At 41.8% G+C, this 18,194-nt stretch carries 17 protein-coding genes; 13 read left to right on the top strand and 4 right to left on the bottom strand.

Features of this window, described 5'->3' with window-relative positions:
• The first annotated feature begins 14 nt into the window (after positions 1–14).
• The 12 genes from AHMF7605_RS13370 (at position 15) to AHMF7605_RS13315 (ending at position 12,876) form a co-directional block, all read left to right on the top strand.
• On the top strand, positions 15–1,208 hold the full coding sequence (locus tag AHMF7605_RS13370; protein ID WP_106930102.1) for a M20 metallopeptidase family protein: 1,194 nt from the start codon (positions 15–17) through the stop codon (positions 1,206–1,208).
• 554 nt (positions 1,209–1,762) lie between these two features.
• A complete protein-coding gene (locus tag AHMF7605_RS13365; protein WP_106930100.1) occupies positions 1,763–2,206 on the top strand; it encodes an Hsp20/alpha crystallin family protein in 444 nt (147 codons plus the stop codon).
• Positions 2,207–2,402: 196 nt separating this feature from the next.
• Positions 2,403–3,917, top strand: coding sequence for a Do family serine endopeptidase (locus AHMF7605_RS13360; RefSeq protein WP_106930098.1), 1,515 nt, complete (start codon positions 2,403–2,405; stop codon positions 3,915–3,917).
• 174 nt (positions 3,918–4,091) lie between these two features.
• Positions 4,092–5,663, top strand: a complete 1,572-nt coding sequence (gene amaB / locus AHMF7605_RS13355) for an L-piperidine-6-carboxylate dehydrogenase (RefSeq protein WP_106930096.1) — start codon at positions 4,092–4,094, stop codon at positions 5,661–5,663.
• Between the two features lie 82 nt (positions 5,664–5,745).
• The gene (locus AHMF7605_RS13350; protein WP_106930094.1) at positions 5,746–6,528 is read left to right on the top strand and encodes an SDR family NAD(P)-dependent oxidoreductase; all 783 of its coding nucleotides are present in this window, start codon (positions 5,746–5,748) and stop codon (positions 6,526–6,528) included.
• Between the two features lie 227 nt (positions 6,529–6,755).
• Positions 6,756–7,439 carry a hypothetical protein gene (locus AHMF7605_RS13345; protein WP_106930092.1) on the top strand — a complete coding sequence of 228 codons (684 nt, stop codon included), beginning with the start codon at positions 6,756–6,758 and terminating at the stop codon, positions 7,437–7,439.
• A 181-nt stretch (positions 7,440–7,620) separates the two neighbouring features.
• Positions 7,621–8,166, top strand: a complete 546-nt coding sequence (locus tag AHMF7605_RS13340; protein WP_106930090.1) for a DinB family protein — start codon at positions 7,621–7,623, stop codon at positions 8,164–8,166.
• Positions 8,167–8,380: 214 nt separating this feature from the next.
• A complete protein-coding gene (locus AHMF7605_RS13335; protein ID WP_106930088.1) occupies positions 8,381–9,580 on the top strand; it encodes an MFS transporter in 1,200 nt (399 codons plus the stop codon).
• Between the two features lie 61 nt (positions 9,581–9,641).
• Complete coding sequence (locus AHMF7605_RS13330) at positions 9,642–9,971, top strand: DHCW motif cupin fold protein (protein WP_106930086.1); 330 nt, start codon at positions 9,642–9,644, stop codon at positions 9,969–9,971.
• 231 nt (positions 9,972–10,202) lie between these two features.
• Complete coding sequence (locus AHMF7605_RS13325) at positions 10,203–11,447, top strand: family 1 glycosylhydrolase (RefSeq protein WP_106930084.1); 1,245 nt, start codon at positions 10,203–10,205, stop codon at positions 11,445–11,447.
• A gap of 187 nt (positions 11,448–11,634) precedes the next feature.
• A complete protein-coding gene (locus tag AHMF7605_RS13320) occupies positions 11,635–12,240 on the top strand; it encodes a hypothetical protein (protein WP_106933467.1) in 606 nt (201 codons plus the stop codon).
• Positions 12,241–12,480: 240 nt separating this feature from the next.
• Positions 12,481–12,876 (top strand): GtrA family protein, encoded by a 396-nt coding sequence (locus AHMF7605_RS13315; protein ID WP_106930082.1) that lies wholly within the window; start codon positions 12,481–12,483, stop codon positions 12,874–12,876.
• An 8-nt stretch (positions 12,877–12,884) separates the two neighbouring features.
• Here the strand turns inward: AHMF7605_RS13315 and AHMF7605_RS13310 are convergent, their stop codons facing one another.
• Positions 12,885–14,465 (bottom strand): glycosyltransferase family 39 protein, encoded by a 1,581-nt coding sequence (locus AHMF7605_RS13310; RefSeq protein WP_233219042.1) that lies wholly within the window; start codon positions 14,463–14,465, stop codon positions 12,885–12,887.
• Between the two features lie 119 nt (positions 14,466–14,584).
• On the opposite strand from AHMF7605_RS13310, the gene AHMF7605_RS13305 reads away from it, so the two are divergent.
• Positions 14,585–15,496 (top strand): glycerophosphodiester phosphodiesterase, encoded by a 912-nt coding sequence (locus AHMF7605_RS13305; RefSeq protein ID WP_106930078.1) that lies wholly within the window; start codon positions 14,585–14,587, stop codon positions 15,494–15,496.
• Positions 15,497–15,505: 9 nt separating this feature from the next.
• On the opposite strand, the gene AHMF7605_RS13300 is transcribed toward AHMF7605_RS13305, so the two are convergent.
• From AHMF7605_RS13300 to AHMF7605_RS13290, 3 genes are all read right to left on the bottom strand, one after another.
• Positions 15,506–16,219 (bottom strand): ABC transporter ATP-binding protein, encoded by a 714-nt coding sequence (locus AHMF7605_RS13300; RefSeq protein ID WP_106930076.1) that lies wholly within the window; start codon positions 16,217–16,219, stop codon positions 15,506–15,508.
• 85 nt (positions 16,220–16,304) lie between these two features.
• Positions 16,305–16,526, bottom strand: coding sequence for a DUF2795 domain-containing protein (locus AHMF7605_RS13295; protein ID WP_019948259.1), 222 nt, complete (start codon positions 16,524–16,526; stop codon positions 16,305–16,307).
• A 314-nt stretch (positions 16,527–16,840) separates the two neighbouring features.
• The gene (locus AHMF7605_RS13290) at positions 16,841–18,151 is read right to left on the bottom strand and encodes a DUF349 domain-containing protein (RefSeq protein WP_106930074.1); all 1,311 of its coding nucleotides are present in this window, start codon (positions 18,149–18,151) and stop codon (positions 16,841–16,843) included.
• Positions 18,152–18,194: the final 43 nt, after the last annotated feature.

Raw genomic sequence — 18,194 nt, 5'->3', positions numbered from 1 at the left:
TTTTAACTATCTACATGTTTGATCTAAAAGATACTGTAAAAAATTTGGCCCGTGAATTTGCACCGGACATAATCAAGATTCGCCAGCATTTGCACGCTAATCCTGAGCTTTCTTTCCAGGAACACCAAACAGCCGCATTGGTAACGGAACAGTTAAAATCTTTTGGTTTAGAACCGGTTACACTTGCTAAAACGGGAGTAACAGCTTTAATCGAGGGTAAAAATCCAAATAAAAAAGTGGTGGCCTTGCGCGGCGATATGGATGCTTTGCCGATTACGGAGCAAAATGAGGTGCCTTATAAATCGAAAAAGGAAGGAGTAATGCATGCTTGCGGCCACGATGTGCACACATCTTCTTTGTTAGGTACTGCTCGTATTCTAAGTGGGTTGCGCGATCAGTTCGAAGGTACGGTAAAACTTATTTTTCAGCCCGGCGAAGAATTAATTCCGGGAGGCGCCTCTATTATGATTAAAGAAGGGGTACTGCAAAATCCTGCTCCAAAAGCCATTTTCGGACAGCACGTGTTTCCGCAACTACCCGCGGGTAAAGTTGGGGTGCGTTCCGGAATGTACATGGCCAGCGCCGACGAACTGTACATAACGGTAAAAGGTAAAGGCGGCCACGGTGCTATGCCCGAAATGAATATTGATCCGGTTCTGATTACGGCGCATATGATTGTAGCGTTGCAACAAATAGTAAGCCGCGCAGCCAGTCCTAAAACGCCTACTGTACTCTCCTTTGGAAAAGTAATTGCCAATGGAGCAACCAACATTATTCCGAATGAAGTAAAGATAGAAGGTACTTTCCGGACGATGGACGAAAAATGGCGGGCTGAGGCGCACGTAAAAATGAAGAAAATGGCGGAACAATTAGCCGAAAGTATGGGCGGTTCCTGTGATTTCGAGATCCGGCGGGGATATCCTTTTCTGGAAAACTCTCCTCAATTAACGGAAAAAATGCGTGTAGCTGCTGAAAATTACTTGGGCCAAGAAAATGTAGTAGACTTGGATTTATGGATGGCTGCCGAAGACTTTGCTTATTATACCCAGCAAGTGGATGCTTGTTTCTACCGCTTAGGTACCCGCAACGAGGAACTAGGTATTATTTCATCCGTGCATACCCCAACTTTCAATATAGACGAAGCTGCTTTAGAAATTGGGATTGGCTTAATGGCCTGGTTAGCTTTAACCGAATTGCAGAATAGCTGAAGTAAACCGTTTTGTGAAATAGCCGATATTTTCTGATTAACCTAAATAATGGTAAATACTGTGGTTGGAAGTTTCGTTAATTCATAATTAATAAAAGCTCGGGTCTGTTTTTTACTGTTTTTTCCGGTTGTAAGTATATTTGCTGGTAAAGCGCAGCATAAACAATACTTAGCACCGGAAATCTGACCGGAAGTTCAAACGGATTTACCTACTTAAAAGTGCCGATTTTTCTATTTCAGGCACCAATACCGGTTTACTACCAACCCGGATTATATAAGTTTAATACAGGATTATGCAATAACCAGTTGTAGCGTATATCGTACAGCACCGATTCAACCAGATTAAGTGACCCTTCGAACAATCTTTGAAAATTTACTATCTATCATTTAACCGGTTTTAAGGACTAGTTGTCATTGCTGATGTATTTACCATGTTGATTTCATGTCATAAAGTCTGGTTTTGCTTGATTTTAGCCTTTGGTACAAAATTTACTATAAAGGAAGTATCAACAGCAAAATAAAACTTAAAAACATAAACAATAGGAGATTAAAGCAATGACAATCACCAAGTATAACGGCTATTTAACTGATAAAATGCCGCAAACTTTTAGCACCATGTTAGATCGTTTTTTCAACGAATCTGTAAACAACCGTCGTCAGTTGGCTGACTTTACCCCGCATGTTGATGCTTTTGAAACAGAAACCCAGTATGAGTTTCACGTATCCTTACCTGGTTTAAGCAAAGAAGACATTAACATCGATTTTCAGGAAGGTAAGTTAACTATTGCCGGCGAACGTAAATTTAACAAAGAAGAAGAAAGCCAAAATAAAAAATATCACTTGCTCGAAACCCAATACGGTTCTTTCAGCAGAACTTTCTTCTTACCCGATAATGTAAATCCGGCGCAAATAGATGCTCATTTTGAAAACGGTATCTTGCATGTTACCGTACCAAAAGATGAGCAGAAAGTGAAAAAGCACCAAATTCAGATTAAATAATTAATCTGAAGATAAATCAAAAAAAGGCGCGCTTTTACTGCGCCTTTTTTATTCCAGATTGTTATTGATTTAATTGATCTCTTTTACCAATTTACGTACAAAACAGATTACAATAAGCCAACTACTTGCGCGTTGTATGTTTAATTATTAAGATTGAATTCAAAAAAGAAAATAAAATATAGTTAATTATAAAGTGATGAAACCAAGACAGTTTATGTTTGGCCTGGTTCTTTCGGCTGTTATGGGCGGAAGCATGGCAATTGGTGGTTACAAGCTTCTGGAAGATGACGAGCCCGTGGTGCAGGCACCTCAGGAGCAACCCGCTCGTAATTTCCGGTATTCGAGCTTAATGCGCGATAGCGAAGTAAAAGTACCGGAAGGTTTGAATTTTGTGACGGCTGCGGAAGCAGTAACTCCGGCGGTAGTACACGTAATGACGGAGTATGGTGCCGAACTGGCTCAAAATTCCCGTCGGCAGGATATTGATCCCTTTTTCCGGGATTTCTTTGGGGATAGTTTCGAGGATTATCACCGGCGCCAAGGCCCTTCTATGGGATCTGGCTCAGGAGTAATTATTGCTTCTAACGGCTATATTATTACGAACAACCACGTAATTGATAAAGCTGATAAAATTAAGGTAGTTTTAGACGACAAACGGGAATTGTCGGCCACATTAATAGGCGCTGATCCCAGTACAGATTTAGCTTTGTTAAAAGTTAACGCCGATAAATTACCTACTGTGCGTTACGGTAACTCCGATAATGTGCGGGTTGGCGAATGGGTATTAGCCGTAGGTAATCCGCTTAATCTTAACTCTACCGTAACCGCCGGTATTATTAGTGCCAAAGGCCGGAATGTAGGTATTGTACAGAACGTAGATGCCAGTGGTAACAATTTAGGTGTGGAATCTTTTATTCAGACGGATGCCGCGGTAAACCCTGGTAATAGTGGCGGCGCTTTGGTAAACTTGAACGGCGACTTAATTGGTATTAATACCGCTATTGCTACGCAAACTGGTTCTTTTGCCGGTTACTCTTTTGCGGTACCCTCTTCTATAGTAAGCAAAGTTATTGACGATTTACTTAAATACGGCGAAGTGCAGCGAGCTTTCCTAGGTATTTCTATGCGGGAAGTGGATGCAAAATTAGCCGAGGATAAAAAAATTAAAACCCTGAATGGTATCTACATCAACGATTTTTCCGATAACAGTGCGGCGAAAGAAGCTGGTTTAGAGAAAGGCGATGTTATTACTCAAATTAACGGAGTAAACGTAAATACCAGCGCTGCGGTACAAGAGCAAGTGGCTCGTTACCGTCCGGGCGATAAGGTTAAAGTTACTTACTTGCGCGACAACGATACTAAAAATACTACCGTTACCCTCCGTAACCGGATGGGTGATACAAACCTGGTAAAACGTGAAACAGCAAAAGCTGTTACCTACGGTGGTGCTAAGTTTGAACCTTTGTCTAAGGCTGAGATGACGAAATTAGGTCTGGACGGCGGCGCTAAAATCAGTAACGTAAAATCCAGCGAGTTTAAGCAAACCGGTATGGTAGATGGTTTTATTATTACCCGCATTGATAAGAGCAAAGTAGAAAAGCCGCAAGATGTGGAGCGCTTATTGAAGGGTGCCGAAGATGAATCAGGGGTATTAGTAGAAGGTACCTATCCGGATGGTCGGCGAGCTTTTTATCCAATAGGTCGGAGGTAATCATACTATATTTAATACAGAAAGCCGTTGCTCTTCAGCAGCGGCTTTTTTATTTTAAATTGCTTTCTATTTTACAACTATAACTTTAGTAATCAGAATTGTTCTTTCTGCAAAGGGAGTAAAAGTTACTCTTTATATAGCCAATTTTATTTTACTTTTTCAAAACCTACAACCATGAAACAAGCTATTGATGCCAAGCCGCAACAAATAATAATTGAAGAAATAAAAAATACTCTAGGAATTCAGGAGAATAATCCGGCTTATAGTACGGGTTTAATCTGGGGCGGAACGGCGAATAAAAATAGTAAAACTATTTACTCCCCCGTAGACGGCCAACTTATTGCTACCGTAAACCTGGCTACTCCCGAAGATTACGAAACAGTTATAAAAACGGCGCAGCAAGCTTTTGAGCAGTGGCGGCGAGTACCGGCTCCTAAGCGCGGCGACATTGTGCGGCAGTACGGTAATAAATTGCGCCAGTACAAAGAGTCATTAGGTAAGTTAGTGTCTTATGAAATGGGCAAAATTTACCAGGAAGGTTTAGGAGAAGTGCAGGAAATGATTGATATCTGTGATTTCGCCGTAGGATTGTCGCGTCAGTTACATGGGTTTACCATGCACTCCGAGCGGCCGGGCCATCGCATGTACGAGCAATACCATTCTTTGGGCATTGTAGGAATAATCTCGGCTTTTAACTTTCCGGTAGCCGTTTGGAGTTGGAATGCCATGTTGGCCGCCGTCTGTGGGGATGTTTGTGTCTGGAAACCTTCCGAGAAAACTCCATTAACTGCTATTGCTTGTCAGCATATTTTAAAAGAAGTGTTAGTCGAAAATAATCTACCCGAAGGAGTTTTTAATTTAATTATTGGCGATGCAGAAATAGGGGCTTTAATGGCCGCGGATGATCGCCTTCCTTTAATATCTGCCACTGGGTCCACGCGAATGGGGAAAAAAGTAGGAGCGGCCGTAGGCGCCCGTTTGGGTCGGGCTTTACTGGAATTAGGAGGAAATAACGCCATTATTTTAACGGAACACGCCAACTTGGATATAGCCCTGCGAGCCGTAGTTTTTGGCGCGGTTGGTACTTGCGGGCAACGTTGCACTTCTACCCGGCGGTTAATTATTCATGCTTCCATTTACGAAGAGATAAAAGAACGACTTTTAAAAATTTATCCTGGTTTACCTATTGGCAATCCTTTAGGCGATAATATTTTAGTGGGACCGCTTATTGATAAAAATGCTGTAACCGGTTTTCAGGCAGCGCTTAAAGCGGTGCAGGAAGAAGGCGGTACCTTATTAACCGGTGGTGAGATTTTATCCGGCGAAGAATTTGAAACCGGAACCTACGTGAAGCCGGCCTTAGTAGAAGCTGAAAATACGTTTAAAACCGTACAAGAAGAAACTTTCGCTCCCATTCTGTATTTAATTAAGTATACCGGCGATGTAGAAAATGCCATTGCCATTCAAAACGGTGTCCGGCAGGGTTTATCTTCGGCCATTTTTTCAACAAACCTGGGGCAAACGGAAGCTTTTCTGGCAGCTTGGGGTTCTGATTGCGGCATTGCCAACGTGAATATTGGAACTTCCGGCGCCGAGATTGGCGGAGCTTTTGGCGGCGAAAAAGATACGGGTGGCGGTCGGGAATCTGGCTCTGACGCCTGGAAAGTGTACATGCGCCGCCAGACCAATACCATTAATTTTAGCCAGGAATTACCGTTAGCTCAAGGTATTAAGTTCGATTTATAAGCTAATTAAGTACTTCGGCGAAACAACACTTAAACATAGTGGAAGACTTTTGGTTTTAAATAGAGCACCAACCAGCAATCATATGAAAACGGCTTTAATTACCGGGGCATCGGGCGGCATTGGCTACGAACTGGCGAAAGAATTTGCCCGGCACCAACATAATTTGGTACTGGTGGCCCGTAGCGAATCAAGATTAATCCAGATCGCGCAGGAATTAGAGTCAACTTACGGCATACAGGCCATAGCCCTCTCACAGGATTTAAGTAATTCAAATGCTGTTTCAGCCATCTATACGGAGCTACAATCCAAAAATATAATTATCGACTACCTGGTAAATAACGCGGGTTTTGGTGGTTTCGGGCTTTTTGTCGAAACAGATTGGGCCAAAGAAGAACAGATGATTAACCTGAACATCACCAGTCTAACTCATTTTACCAAAGTTTTTGCCCGTGAGATGGTAAAGCGCCGGTCTGGTCGGATTTTAAACGTAGCCTCAACGGCTTCTTTTCAGCCCGGCCCATTGATGGCCGTGTATTTTGCTACTAAGGCGTACGTATTGTCGTTTTCGGAGGCCATAGCTAATGAGCTACAGGGAACTGGGGTAATGGTTACGGCTTTGTGCCCGGGACCTACCGAGTCGGGATTCCTGGAAGCGGCCGCATTAGAAGGTTCAAAATTATTTAAAGCTAAAAAGTTGCCGACCTCCGCCGAAGTGGCGGCTTACGGGTATAAAGCTTTAATGTCCGGTAAAACGGTGGCTATTCACGGCTTCCGAAATTGGTTAACTGCTAATTCCGCCCGATTTGCTCCCCGTAAATTAGTAACGGCCATTGTGCGTAAAATGACGGAAAAAGAAGTAGCTTAGTTTAAAGAAAATTAGAGGCAATTTTAAGTGATTGTGGTAGCCCTAAGCGGGTAAAATGGTGTTCTACTAGTTTCTATTATCCCATAAAACTTGCAAATTGCGTGAAGATGTTAATGAGCCTGGCCTTGCCCTCCAAGTGTAACGCACCATTTAAAAAGTATTTTTCCCGCACAAAGTTTATATTCTTAATAGGCTTTTTCCAAACCTAAATAGGCGACAAAAAATTGATGAAACAAATTGGTAAGGTAAAAATTATTTGCACTTTACTCGTGTGGCTAAGCTTACAAGCTTGTTCGGGTAAGCAAGAAAATACCGCCGTTAGCCACCAGAAGCTAGAATCAAATAATCCTGCAGAACTTACCACGGATGCTAAGCCAACAGTTCCAGAAGTAAAAGCCAGCCAGTTAATTAATCCGGGAAAGAGTATTGGTCTTACAAAATTACAGGAAAAAGCCGAGCAGGTTGGTGCTCGTTTAGGTAAACCCGACGTAAGTGATGCGGCCATGGGAAAAGCTTTGGCTACCTGGTTCTCGAAACCCGCCGCCAATGCTCCTGATACTACTCGCCATCAAACTACTATCTATTTTACTACCAACATGGGAGCGCCCGATGAAGCCAGCCGGGTAAACCAAATCCGCGTTACTTCCCCTTATTTTCGAACGGCTGATTCTGTACAGGTTGGTTCAAACTGGGCGTTTATTCAACAAAAATATCCCGAAGCAATAAAAGCAGCTGCTTATAAATTGCCAAATAAGCAGAGCAAAATAACTATTTGCGATGCTATAGCCGCTGGTATTGCTTTTGAAATAGATGAACAAGGCCGTTGCGTAGCTATTACCATTCATCAACCGCAGCACGATATCCGAGATTCCTACTTGCCCTTATTCCCGGATATGGAAAAGTATGAATAATGCTTTCCGGTAAATAGAGTTTGGCGTTTCACAAATATTTGGTTTTGATTAAGATAAAGGAGATGGTACTTAAAAAATTAAATTTTAGATGCTTGATTTATTTACCAGTAGTTAAAGAATTTCAGTACATTAGTTTTGCGTAATTATAATGTTGTTATCTAACCTTAATCTCTAACCTAATATGAAAAAAAGTACTCTTTTATTAAACGTTTTGTTTTTGGTAGCCTTAATGGTTACCAGTAAAGTTTCTTTCGCGGCTAATCCGCCGGCTAAAAGCCAAATGGTTGCTGATTGGCAAAGGGCAAAAGCCTATACCAAAGAGTATTTAGATGCCATGCCGGAGGCTGGATCAAGTTTTAAACCTACTCCGGAGATGCGCAGTTTTGCGGAACAAATGCTGCACTTGGCTAATGCGAATTTTAATTTTGCTTCCGGTGCTTCTGGCACCGCTAATCCGTACCAAGGTAAGAACTTAGAAAAACTCGATGAATATAAAACCAAAGCGGCGCTTAGTAAAGTAGTACTGGAAAGTTATGATTTTGTAATTAGTGCTTTAAACAACACTACCGATGCGCAAATGGCCAGCAATGTAAAGTTATTTAACATGGACGTAAACCGGGGTTTAGCTTTCGAGAAAGCTTTTGAACACCAAACGCACCACCGTGGTCAGACAACAGTTTACCTGCGTTTGAAAGGCGTAACCCCTCCCGGCGAAAAATTATTCTAAAATTTATTTTTTATAAAGTTTCTTATCAACCCGCCCGCATTTCCGGCGGGTTTTTTTATTTACTTCGTAATAGTGTTTCTTTCAAGAAAGTAAAAACAACATCTCCACTAATATAAAACCGAAATAATTGTGAACCATTTTAGCTTACGTCAGTAACATCTTAGCGCAAGTTGTTTCTAATGCCTTTGTTTTTTGTTCCTTATTATTGAATCACATGACTAAAAATACGGCTGCCGTTGCAGCGCCCGCCTTAACCCGGTTAAATCTTTGGGTAATGGCAAGTGCCACCGGGTTAGTAGTAGCCAATTTATACTATAACCAGCCCTTACTCGACGAAATTGCCCGAACTTTCCGGATTACCGAAGCCAAGGCCGGCAGTATCTCCATGCTCACTCAATTAGGTTACGCGGTAGGGATGCTTTTTATCATTCCGCTGGGCGATATGCTCCAACGTAAAAAGCTGATCATGTTCAACTTCGGGATGATTATAGCCGCTCTGCTGTTGGCCGCTTTTTCTCCCAACAGTACCTTTTTAATGGTTGCCAGCTTTTTAATCGGAGCTACTTCGGTTACGCCCCAGTTGTTAATACCCATGGCCGCTCACCTGGCCCGGCCCGAAGAACGGGGCCGCACGGTAGGTTTTGTAATGAGCGGTTTATTAATTGGCATATTGTTATCGCGTACCATCAGTGGTTTTGTGGGAGCGCATCTGGGTTGGCGGGCCATATTTATTATTGCCGGTTTGGTAATGGTGCTGCTCTGGATATTGCTTTATTTTTTATTACCGGAAGTATATCCGGAATATAAAGGTAATTACAAGAGTTTAATGCAATCACTTATTTCGCTCATCCGGGAAGAGCCAATGCTGCGGATGGCGGCCATACGAGGTGCTTTGTGCTTTGCCAGTTTTGCCGCTTTCTGGACTACTTTGGTTTTTTTATTACGGGAGTCCCCGTTTAATGCGGGCAGCGATGTGGCCGGCGCCTTTGGATTGGTAGGGGCTTTCGGCGCTTTAGGGGCTTCGTTTATGGGCCGAATCAGCGATAAAGGCAATTCGCAGCAAGTAACTACTTACAGCATTGGTCTAATTATTTTATCTTACCTGATATTCGGTGTTTCCGGGAGTAGTTATGTTGGATTAGTAGCTGGGGTAATTTTGCTGGATTTAGGCGTACAAGCCACTCATATTTCGAATCAAACGCTTATTTTTTCTTTACGCCCTGAAGCTCGAAACCGCCTGAATACGGTGTATATGGTAACTTATTTTTTGGGAGGTGCCTCCGGTACTTTCCTGGCGAGTCAACTTTGGCATCTTTGGCAATGGCAAGGTGTCGTAATAATAGGTATAATTTTATCAGTACTGGCTTTGCTGGTGCATTTGCGTTTTGCCAAACCTCAGCCAATTGTAGCATAAAAGTGCCTGCATATTCTTAAATGTTTGCGTGATTCCACCGGGAAAATTTTATTTAAATCCTATGAAAATTGAAAACATACCTTTTCAGCACATTAACTGGGACGACGTAGATATTACCGAAATTCCTGGTTTAAGTGGTGCTGCCTTAAACAAAATCTGGAGTATGGGTAATGTTCGGGTGCAGTTAGTCCAATACCTGACCGATTATCAATCCAATCATTGGTGCCACCGGGGACATGTTGTACTCGTATTAGCGGGTTCGCTGCAAATTACTTTAGAAGACGGTCGTACCATAACTATTCAGGCCGGAGATTCTTTTGCCGTAGCCGATAATGTAGATGCGCACAAAATAGCTTCGGTGAATGGAGCTACTGTTTTTATTGTAGATTAGTTAAGCAAGGTAAGCAAAATCTGCTACTTACCTTACTACACGTAAGTAATTGCCTAGCAGATTTTATATTTAACGGACATATACTATTATTCAGTGGTTTAAGCTGAATTAAATGCTTGTTTAATTTTATTCTTTTACTTGCTTGCATTATGTGGTTAGGGAACTTCATTGGATACTTCTTTTCGAAATCTCATTATCTTTATTACAGATAAAATTATCATTCTCTAAGGTATGGCACAGAAACCAGGTATCTTTCCTACATTTTTTATTTCCGGCTTCGAGTGTTCCACCTTTCTTTGGAAAGATAAAAAGCGCCGCAACCTGGTTCACGAAACCCAACACCACCAGTTTGTGCAGCAAGATTATGAGTTGCTCCGGTCTTTGGGTATTGCAGTAGCCCGTGAAGGAATTCCTTGGCCACTGGTAGATACCAACGGTAAATACGATTTTTCGTGCATCGATCCCATGCTGGAAGCCATGAATCAGAATAAGATTTTGCCTATCTGGGATTTATGCCACTATGGTTACCCCGATGATTTAGACCCGTTTTTAGATAACTTCGTGGAGCGTTTTGCGGCTTATTGCCGGGCCGCAGCCGAGTATGTAACTCCAAAATTGCCAGGCCCGTACTTTTTTACTCCCATCAACGAAATAACTTTTTTTTCTTTTTGCGGCGGCGAATGGGGCTGGGTAGCGCCTTATAAAAACACAAAGGAGGATCGTTTTCAATTGCGTTTAAATTTATGTAAAGCCGCTATAGCCGGAGTAAAAGCCATTCGCGAAGTAACACCCGATGCCCGCATGATACACATTGATCCTTTGGTGCAAGTAGTAGCTCCCCGCGATCGGCCCGACCAAGAGGCTGCTGCGCACCACGAAACGTACGTAGATACTTTCCTGGCTTGGGATATACTTTATGGCAAAGAGCTTCCGGAACTAGGTGGTTCGCCCGAAATACTCGACATTGTAGGGGCTAATAATTATTCTTTTGGCCAGATGGAATACCGTGAACATGGACCCCACCAAGCTTTACCACCCGATGATGATCGCATAAAGCCGCTTTGTGATTTGCTTCGACTGGTTTGGGAGCGCTATCGCCGACCCATGATTATTGGAGAAACCAGTGGATTAAAAGAAGGGAGGACAGCCTGGTTGAAAGATGTAATGGAGGAATCGTTGGCGGCGGTGGATGCTGGCATGGACCTGCACGGCATTTGTTTATTCCCGGCCGTAGATATGCCTGATTGGCACACCGGCGAATGGCTGAATAATGGCATCTGCAATTTAATCCTGGAAGGTGATGTATTAAGGCGGCAACCGCATGAACCCTATATAGCCGAACTACGACGCTGGCAAAAAGAACTAAACCGAGTTACGGTTCTCGATCCTGATCCTTTCAGCGATCCGGTGGAGCTAGCAGATGTAATTGCCGCCGCAAAACGTTTGAACAAAAAGCCGGACAAAAATTGGAGCTAATTTTATAAAATAAGGTAACTACCCGGTAAGGTCCTTATTTCATCCGGATAAATTATAGATGTTGGGTAATACTTAATTCACGAATAAAATAGTACTTTTAATTCTGCGGTTTTGGTAAATCTTTACCTTGTTAATTATTGACGGATTTAATTTTTTTATAAATAAAATAAACGTAAAGTATCTGGCTATGAAAAAGTTATTCGCGTTTTTACTCGTTACTGCGCCCGGTTTTTCTTGTTTTGCTCAAACCACGGTTCCTACCCCCGAAATTCAGATTAAGGCTGCTGTAATGGCGGCTCCGGCGGATAAACGCGAGGGTGCGGCTGTTTACGGGTATACCGGCGATGGTAATCTAGTACTGCTCCGGAAAGGTACCAACGAATTAATTTGCCTCGCCGATGATCCCAAACAAAAAGGATTTAGTGCATCGTGCTACCATAAAGATTTAGAACCGTTTATGGCCCGGGGCCGCGCTTTGCGAAAAGAAGGTAAATCGGGTCAGGAAATTTTTGATGCCCGGGAGCAAGAAGCCAAATCCGGCAAGTTGAAAATGCCGAAAAATCCAACCACTTTGTTTTCTATTTCAGCTAACGACGAAGATTTTGATAAAACAACCGGCGAAGTAAAAAATGGCTACATCCGTTCGGTGGTTTACATTCCATTTGCTACTGCCGAAAGCACCGGTCTGCCGCTTAAGCCGGATGGTCCCGGCTTGCCCTGGATTATGGACCCAGGTAAGCATAATGCCCACATTATGATAAATCCTCCCAGGCCGGCTACCGCTACCAAATAGATATCCAGCAAACTTTTAAATGCAATATTTTAGGCTGGAAGTGTGTATAATCTCTTTAACTAATCAGATTCACTGAGGCACTGGAGCGCCGAAGTTACTTTCGGGCCATAATAGGTAATGAAATGGGTAAAATTAGCTAAACCCGCCAACCCTTAAAATCTGGCGGATTTTTAATTATTTGCCTTTTTACTTTATAGGCAGCTAAATGCCCATTAATTTGCTGCATTAAAGAGAAATTGCATGTTCGAGACGCTTCCTGCCTTAATAATTAAATTCCTGAAGTTCGGAATCGTTGGGTTTTCGGGGTTAGTGCTCGATTTTAGTTTTACCTATTTAGTTAAAGAAAAATTGCGCTGGAATAAATACTTGGCTAATAGTTTGGGGTTTACCATTGCCTGTGTCAGTAATTATTTCTTAAATCGAATCTGGACGTTCCGGAGTGCCGACCCAAGCATTGCGCTGCAGTTTTCAAAATTTTTGCTTATTTCTCTGGGGGGTTTAATCTTAAATAACCTGATTGTATACCTTCTATCGGAAAAGGCGCAGTTGAATTTTTACGTGGCTAAGTTGTGTGCCATTATCTTGATTTTATTCTGGAATTTTTCCTTTAACTACCTGTATACTTTTAATCGGTAAATACCAGCTTACATAATCTGGTATATCCAAACGTGTTCGTCTTTGTGCACCCGGGGATTAAAACGGTGTAATACCTGGTCGTAAAGCGATGGGGCAATGGTTTGATCTAGTTTAAGATTAGGATAAAAGGTGCGAAGCCGTTGTAAGCGCTTTTCTAGATTATCCTGACCAACCACTACTACGTAATTAGGGGCATATTGGGGGTTTACTTCGGCCTTTAGTTTATTCAATGGTTTATCGTTGTTTAAACTGTATACCATCACAAAATTTTCGGGCAAGGGCTTACCGGCTTTGTAGCTACGCCACATATTCTTTTTATCAGAAATAAAAGTTTCGGCTTCGGTGGCCATGCGGCCCAGGTAAAACAAAGGCGGCATTTTAACGCTATTATCCCCAAACTCAAGTAAAATTCCGTGTAAATTTTCTTTATGCGAAAGATACACTAAAGGGGCGATTCTGCTTTTTTTGGTGTAAGTAAATGCCAGCAATACAGCTGCCATAATATTTAAAATCCAGAAGAAAGTCCAGCTAGCAGCCAGCAACTTGCGGCGGGTTTGCCAAAATTTAGATTGTTGCACAAAGCTTTGCCACCCAATTACCCCCAGAATAATTATAATCGGGAATAGCGGCAGAATAAACCGTTCTTGTTTGTTCGGGAAAGCCGAATGCACTACGAAAAAGACAAGTCCGGATACAAAGAGCGTAGGCGCTATTTTGGCAGTACGGGCGTATCCTACGAGTAGGTACACACTCAAGGGCGGCACTAAAAAACCTAAAATAGTTAAAACATAACGGTAAACCGGACCCGTACTGTAGCTGTAAGCTTTATCTGAATTATATAAAAAATAAGTAACTACCGAGTGAAACGGGAATTTATAAAAAGTTAGGTCTATCGTGCCCTGAATCAGGAAAGCTAGGATAAAGAAACCCAGGCCCAGGTAAATTACTTTTAACCATTGCTTTTGGTAAAGTAGCACCAAACCCATTCCGACTACCAATAGCAAAACATGATAGCGTAGCACGAATGAAAGCGCCAGTAACGCTCCGGCGCCAAAGTAACGCCAAAATAGTAAGCGTTTGTTGCTGGTTTCAGGTTTTAAAATTAAATAAAAAGCAGCCAAATAAGGCGGAATACACGTCATTTCTACCAGGTTACGCACACTCATAAACGGCATAAACCAGATAAGAGCGAGCATTAAACCTACCAGGCGGGCATTGCGTTGATTTGAAAGCATTTCGGTGATCTTGTAACCGTAATACACTACCAGCAGTGAGTAAAGCGCGTGCAGCAACCGAACAACCGTCATTTTTCCCGTTGGGCTGGTCAATCCTAAGGCTTCGCAGATGTAAAAGAGGAGATAATGAATTCCGGCGTAAAACATACTGTGCCGCGGCGGAATTTTATCGTGAATCCAGATAGGTAAACCGTACACCCAATTCTGCGCAATTTCAATCACATCAAAATGATCATCGTGAAAAGCATAACCGCGGGAAAAAAAAGCCGCCAGCAAGCGAATGACCAGCGCCAGGAGCATAATGAAGGAAAGCGGGATTAAGTTTTGGTTATTTACTGGCGTTTTATCTGACATTGACGAAGAAGCACCCATGTTGGCAACGTTTTTAAAAGTAGATGACCTAAATAATAGACCCTTGAAAATAGATGCTGAAATATTTTACGTATTATCCTAACGGGCTATATATTTGATTCATGAATCGCTCCGGACCGAAGCAAGTCGTTTGGAAACGCAAATTATGGCTTCTGCTTTTAATAGTAAGTATAAGTACCGCATTATTTTTTATATACGATACCATCGGGTTTAAGCAGCAAATAAAGGCTCTTACGCCGGAACACCGAAAAGTTTTAGTAATTGGGCATGCCGGACGAGCCTTTTTCTCTCCCTTTAATCCCTTTAATCCGCTGCCTCCTAATAGTATGACGTCGTTGTTAAAGGCGCTGCGCGAAGATGGGGCCGATGGTTTAGAAGTAGATGTGCACGTGAGCCGCGATGGTATACCTATTTTGTATCACGATGAAACCCTGAATACGATGTCAGGAGGTAAAGGTAAAATTGAGGACCTGCCGGCAACTAAGGTGTTAGGCTTAGCTTATAAAGGAGGCTGGCCGTACGATTTCTTTCAGCAGGAAAAAATTATTTCTTTAGAAGATTTGCTGCGGGAATTGCAAAAGTTTCCGGAGTTTCCGTACCTGCACCTGGATTTACGCAGTTACACTCCGGCTCGTAATACTTATTTTGCCCGTTGTGTGATAAACTTATTACAGAAATACCACTACCCAATAGAAAAACTAACCATTGTGTATGCCAAGCCAGAATTATTAAATGCTTTCCGGATAGCCGAACCACGCGCCAAGTTGTTGCTGGACATAAGCCCTGATTTTGAGGCAAGCTTAAAAACAATTCTAGCAAATCGCTTGCACGGCCTGGTAGCCGAAGGAAAGCACATAAATGCCGCTCAAATAAAATTAGCCCGTTATTATCATTTACAAGTAGTATTATTTGGCGGCAAAGCCCGCGATACGATATACAAAATGGTATTATTGGAACCCGATGCCATTGAAGTAAATAACGTAAAGGCCTTACGAGCAATGCTGCAGAAGTAAATTCTTGATTCAAATGGGTTTTTTCTCCAGAAAAGAAATATTTTCCTGAAGAGTTTCTGAATTAAGAATTTCTAACTGCGGGTGTGGCTTAGAGAGGTTAAGTAAATAACCGGTATGGCCAATCAGATTCGGTAAGTCATGGGTAATACATAAAACCGTTTTTTGTTGCTGCGTAACCCAACTGGTCATTAAATGAAATACGTGCTTTTTATGGTACACATCTAACTGCTGAGTAGGCTCATCGAGGAGGCAAATTGGGGTATCTTGCAGTATTAATTGCGCTAGCCAGACTAATTGTTGTTCGCCGCCGGAGAGTTGGGTAAAATCCTGATGAGCTAGGTGAGCTATTTCCAGTTCACTTAAAAGCTCGTCGACTTGGTGGTAATCATTCGCATCATAATTCTCCAGGAAACGCTTTTTTCGGATGAGTCCCATTACGGCTAAATCGCGCACAGGTATCGGAAAAGAAACGCTGTTCTTCTGGGGCAAATACGATAATAGACTGCCCATAACTCGCCGGGGTAAATCCTTTACCTGCATACCCTGGATATGAATGTGTCCCTGATACGGCAATTGACCGGTTAAAGCTTTGAAAAAAGTAGTTTTGCCACCGCCATTATGGCCTACAATAGCTACAAAAGCTGGTGCCCGGAGCGAAAAAAAAAGGTTGCGGATAAGCACACGCTGCTCATATCCCGCAACCAAATCTTTAACTTCTAACATGTTTATAACTAGAAATTAAAAATTATGAATTAGAAATGACTGTATTATTAATTTCTAACTTTAACTCATAATTTCTAATTATCTGCTAATACTCGTCTTCGTTAAACATAAAATCTTCTTTGGTCGGATAATCCGGCCAAACTTCTTCTATGTTTTCGTATGGTTGACCATCATCTTCCAAGGCCTGCAGGTTTTCTACCACCTCCATCGGGGCGCCGGAACGAATAGAATAGTCAATTAATTCATCTTTTGTAGCAGGCCAGGGGGCATCTTCTAAATAGGATGCTAGTTCCAGTGTCCAATACATGTTTATATCTCCTTAAAAACGTTAAAATGTGGAATACAAATAGAATTAAGTACTTAAATCTACTATTTATATAATTTAATATATAAAAATTAGATATATTTTTTAAATGACAACGTGTAAATCTAAATAAATGTTTGACTTTATTATTAGTTTTCGCCTCTGCTATTATCCTCACAACCATTTTAAGAGCTAAGTTTTACCCTAAGAGGCTCTTATTTAAGGGAATAAATATCTTAAAAAACTTTATGACTTTTGCTTTTAAAACAATGTATTATTTAAAAAAATAGGCCCCAATTAACACACCTGGACAAGAATTAACCCGATACTTGCTTATTCAGTTTACTTTTAAACAATTCAATAAGTTCGGTTTTGGTTTTAATTTTCCGGTTAAAGTTCTTGATTTTGCCCTGAATCATGGTGCGGAAAGTATCGTTATTCGGCGCAGTAGATAATTTACCTAAGTTCGTTTCGAGTACTTCCAGTTCCTGTCTGTCCGATTTAATAAAATCACGTAAGGCATTAATGCGATTATGAATTTGCTCGGCGTGGTTGTTTCTATCGGCATTCGGGTACTTTTTGCGCATAAAGTGCTCGAGGCTGCTAATTTCAAAAACTTTATCGCAGGCAATGATAAACTGCTCCCACACGCGGTCCGATTCTTCGCCTTTTACCGGACCTACTTTTTTCCAGGCGGCCTGCAGTTCTTTGGCGCGGGATACGGCTTCGTGGGTGTTTAAAGAAAGTAAACCTTGCGCTTCTTCAACCAATTGCTTTTTCTTAGATAGGTTATCTTCAAAGAAACGATCTTTCGACTCCGTTTTTGTAACGGTTATTTTATTTTTAAGTCTTTCAAAAAAGTAATTATGCGCTTTCCGAAAGCTATTCCAAAGTTCCGTGGAAGTTTTACGGGGTAAATTGCCCCCAATAGCTTTCCATTGATTTTGTAAATCTTTCAGTTTTTTGGTAGTGCCTTCCCAATCTTCTGAATGTTTTAATGCCTCCGATTCCGCAATTAAAGCTTTGTATTTGGCCAAAGTACGCGACAGCATATTGTGCTTGTCTTCGTAAAACTCTTTTTTGCGCTTAAAAAATACTTCTACCGCGTTTTTAAAACGATCTTCTATTTCATCGGTCAGCGCTTTATCAATGGGGCCGGTTTTTATCCAGTTCTGGCGTAGTTCTTTCAGTTTTTCGGTCGTTCCTTTCCAGTCGATGCTGTCTTGCAAAGCCTCCGCCTCTTCTATTAAAGCAATTTTGGTAGTTAAATTTTTATCCCGGTTTTTGCCTATGGCAGCTTTTATTTCGTTTTCGGCTTGGGTAAGCTGATGGTGAATGGATTCGAAATCGCCGAGAGCATCGTATTTGCCTACTAATTCTTTCAAGTGCAGCACTTTCATTAAAAAAGAGCCTTTGTTTTCGGAAGTAGAAATTTTATCAATCAGGGCATTAACTTTTTCTTGAAAAGTTTGAAAGCGAAAGGCAAAATACTGCAGCGATTCGTCTTCTACTTCTTTCACTTCGCCCACCTGGCGGGCCGGAAAGTTCATAAAAGGCTTTAGCCACACCTGATTGTCCTGAGTAAAGCCGTACTTCTTGGCTTCTTCCAATAAATCTTTGTTTTCCATCGAGGGAACGCGGTAAATTTAAAATCTAATTTTTTACAAGTTT

This window comes from Adhaeribacter arboris (genome assembly GCF_003023845.1).
Lineage (GTDB): Bacteria > Bacteroidota > Bacteroidia > Cytophagales > Hymenobacteraceae > Adhaeribacter > Adhaeribacter arboris.
The sequence above is the reverse complement of the archived record's forward strand: the minus strand, read 5'-3'. Positions and strand labels throughout refer to the sequence as shown.

Excerpts from the sequence above, each read along its gene's own strand:
- AHMF7605_RS13370 (WP_106930102.1), top strand. The coding sequence starts at position 15 with ATGTTTGATCTAAAAGATACTGTAAAAAATTTGGCCCGTGAATTTGCA.
- AHMF7605_RS13365 (WP_106930100.1), top strand. The coding sequence starts at position 1,763 with ATGACAATCACCAAGTATAACGGCTATTTAACTGATAAAATGCCGCAA.
- AHMF7605_RS13360 (WP_106930098.1), top strand. The coding sequence starts at position 2,403 with ATGAAACCAAGACAGTTTATGTTTGGCCTGGTTCTTTCGGCTGTTATG.
- amaB (WP_106930096.1), top strand. The coding sequence starts at position 4,092 with ATGAAACAAGCTATTGATGCCAAGCCGCAACAAATAATAATTGAAGAA.
- AHMF7605_RS13350 (WP_106930094.1), top strand. The coding sequence starts at position 5,746 with ATGAAAACGGCTTTAATTACCGGGGCATCGGGCGGCATTGGCTACGAA.
- AHMF7605_RS13345 (WP_106930092.1), top strand. The coding sequence starts at position 6,756 with ATGAAACAAATTGGTAAGGTAAAAATTATTTGCACTTTACTCGTGTGG.
- AHMF7605_RS13340 (WP_106930090.1), top strand. The coding sequence starts at position 7,621 with ATGAAAAAAAGTACTCTTTTATTAAACGTTTTGTTTTTGGTAGCCTTA.
- AHMF7605_RS13335 (WP_106930088.1), top strand. The coding sequence starts at position 8,381 with ATGACTAAAAATACGGCTGCCGTTGCAGCGCCCGCCTTAACCCGGTTA.
- AHMF7605_RS13330 (WP_106930086.1), top strand. The coding sequence starts at position 9,642 with ATGAAAATTGAAAACATACCTTTTCAGCACATTAACTGGGACGACGTA.
- AHMF7605_RS13325 (WP_106930084.1), top strand. The coding sequence starts at position 10,203 with ATGGCACAGAAACCAGGTATCTTTCCTACATTTTTTATTTCCGGCTTC.
- AHMF7605_RS13320 (WP_106933467.1), top strand. The coding sequence starts at position 11,635 with ATGAAAAAGTTATTCGCGTTTTTACTCGTTACTGCGCCCGGTTTTTCT.
- AHMF7605_RS13315 (WP_106930082.1), top strand. The coding sequence starts at position 12,481 with ATGTTCGAGACGCTTCCTGCCTTAATAATTAAATTCCTGAAGTTCGGA.
- AHMF7605_RS13310 (WP_233219042.1), bottom strand. The coding sequence starts at position 14,465 with ATGTCAGATAAAACGCCAGTAAATAACCAAAACTTAATCCCGCTTTCC.
- AHMF7605_RS13305 (WP_106930078.1), top strand. The coding sequence starts at position 14,585 with ATGAATCGCTCCGGACCGAAGCAAGTCGTTTGGAAACGCAAATTATGG.
- AHMF7605_RS13300 (WP_106930076.1), bottom strand. The coding sequence starts at position 16,219 with ATGTTAGAAGTTAAAGATTTGGTTGCGGGATATGAGCAGCGTGTGCTT.
- AHMF7605_RS13295 (WP_019948259.1), bottom strand. The coding sequence starts at position 16,526 with ATGTATTGGACACTGGAACTAGCATCCTATTTAGAAGATGCCCCCTGG.
- AHMF7605_RS13290 (WP_106930074.1), bottom strand. The coding sequence starts at position 18,151 with ATGGAAAACAAAGATTTATTGGAAGAAGCCAAGAAGTACGGCTTTACT.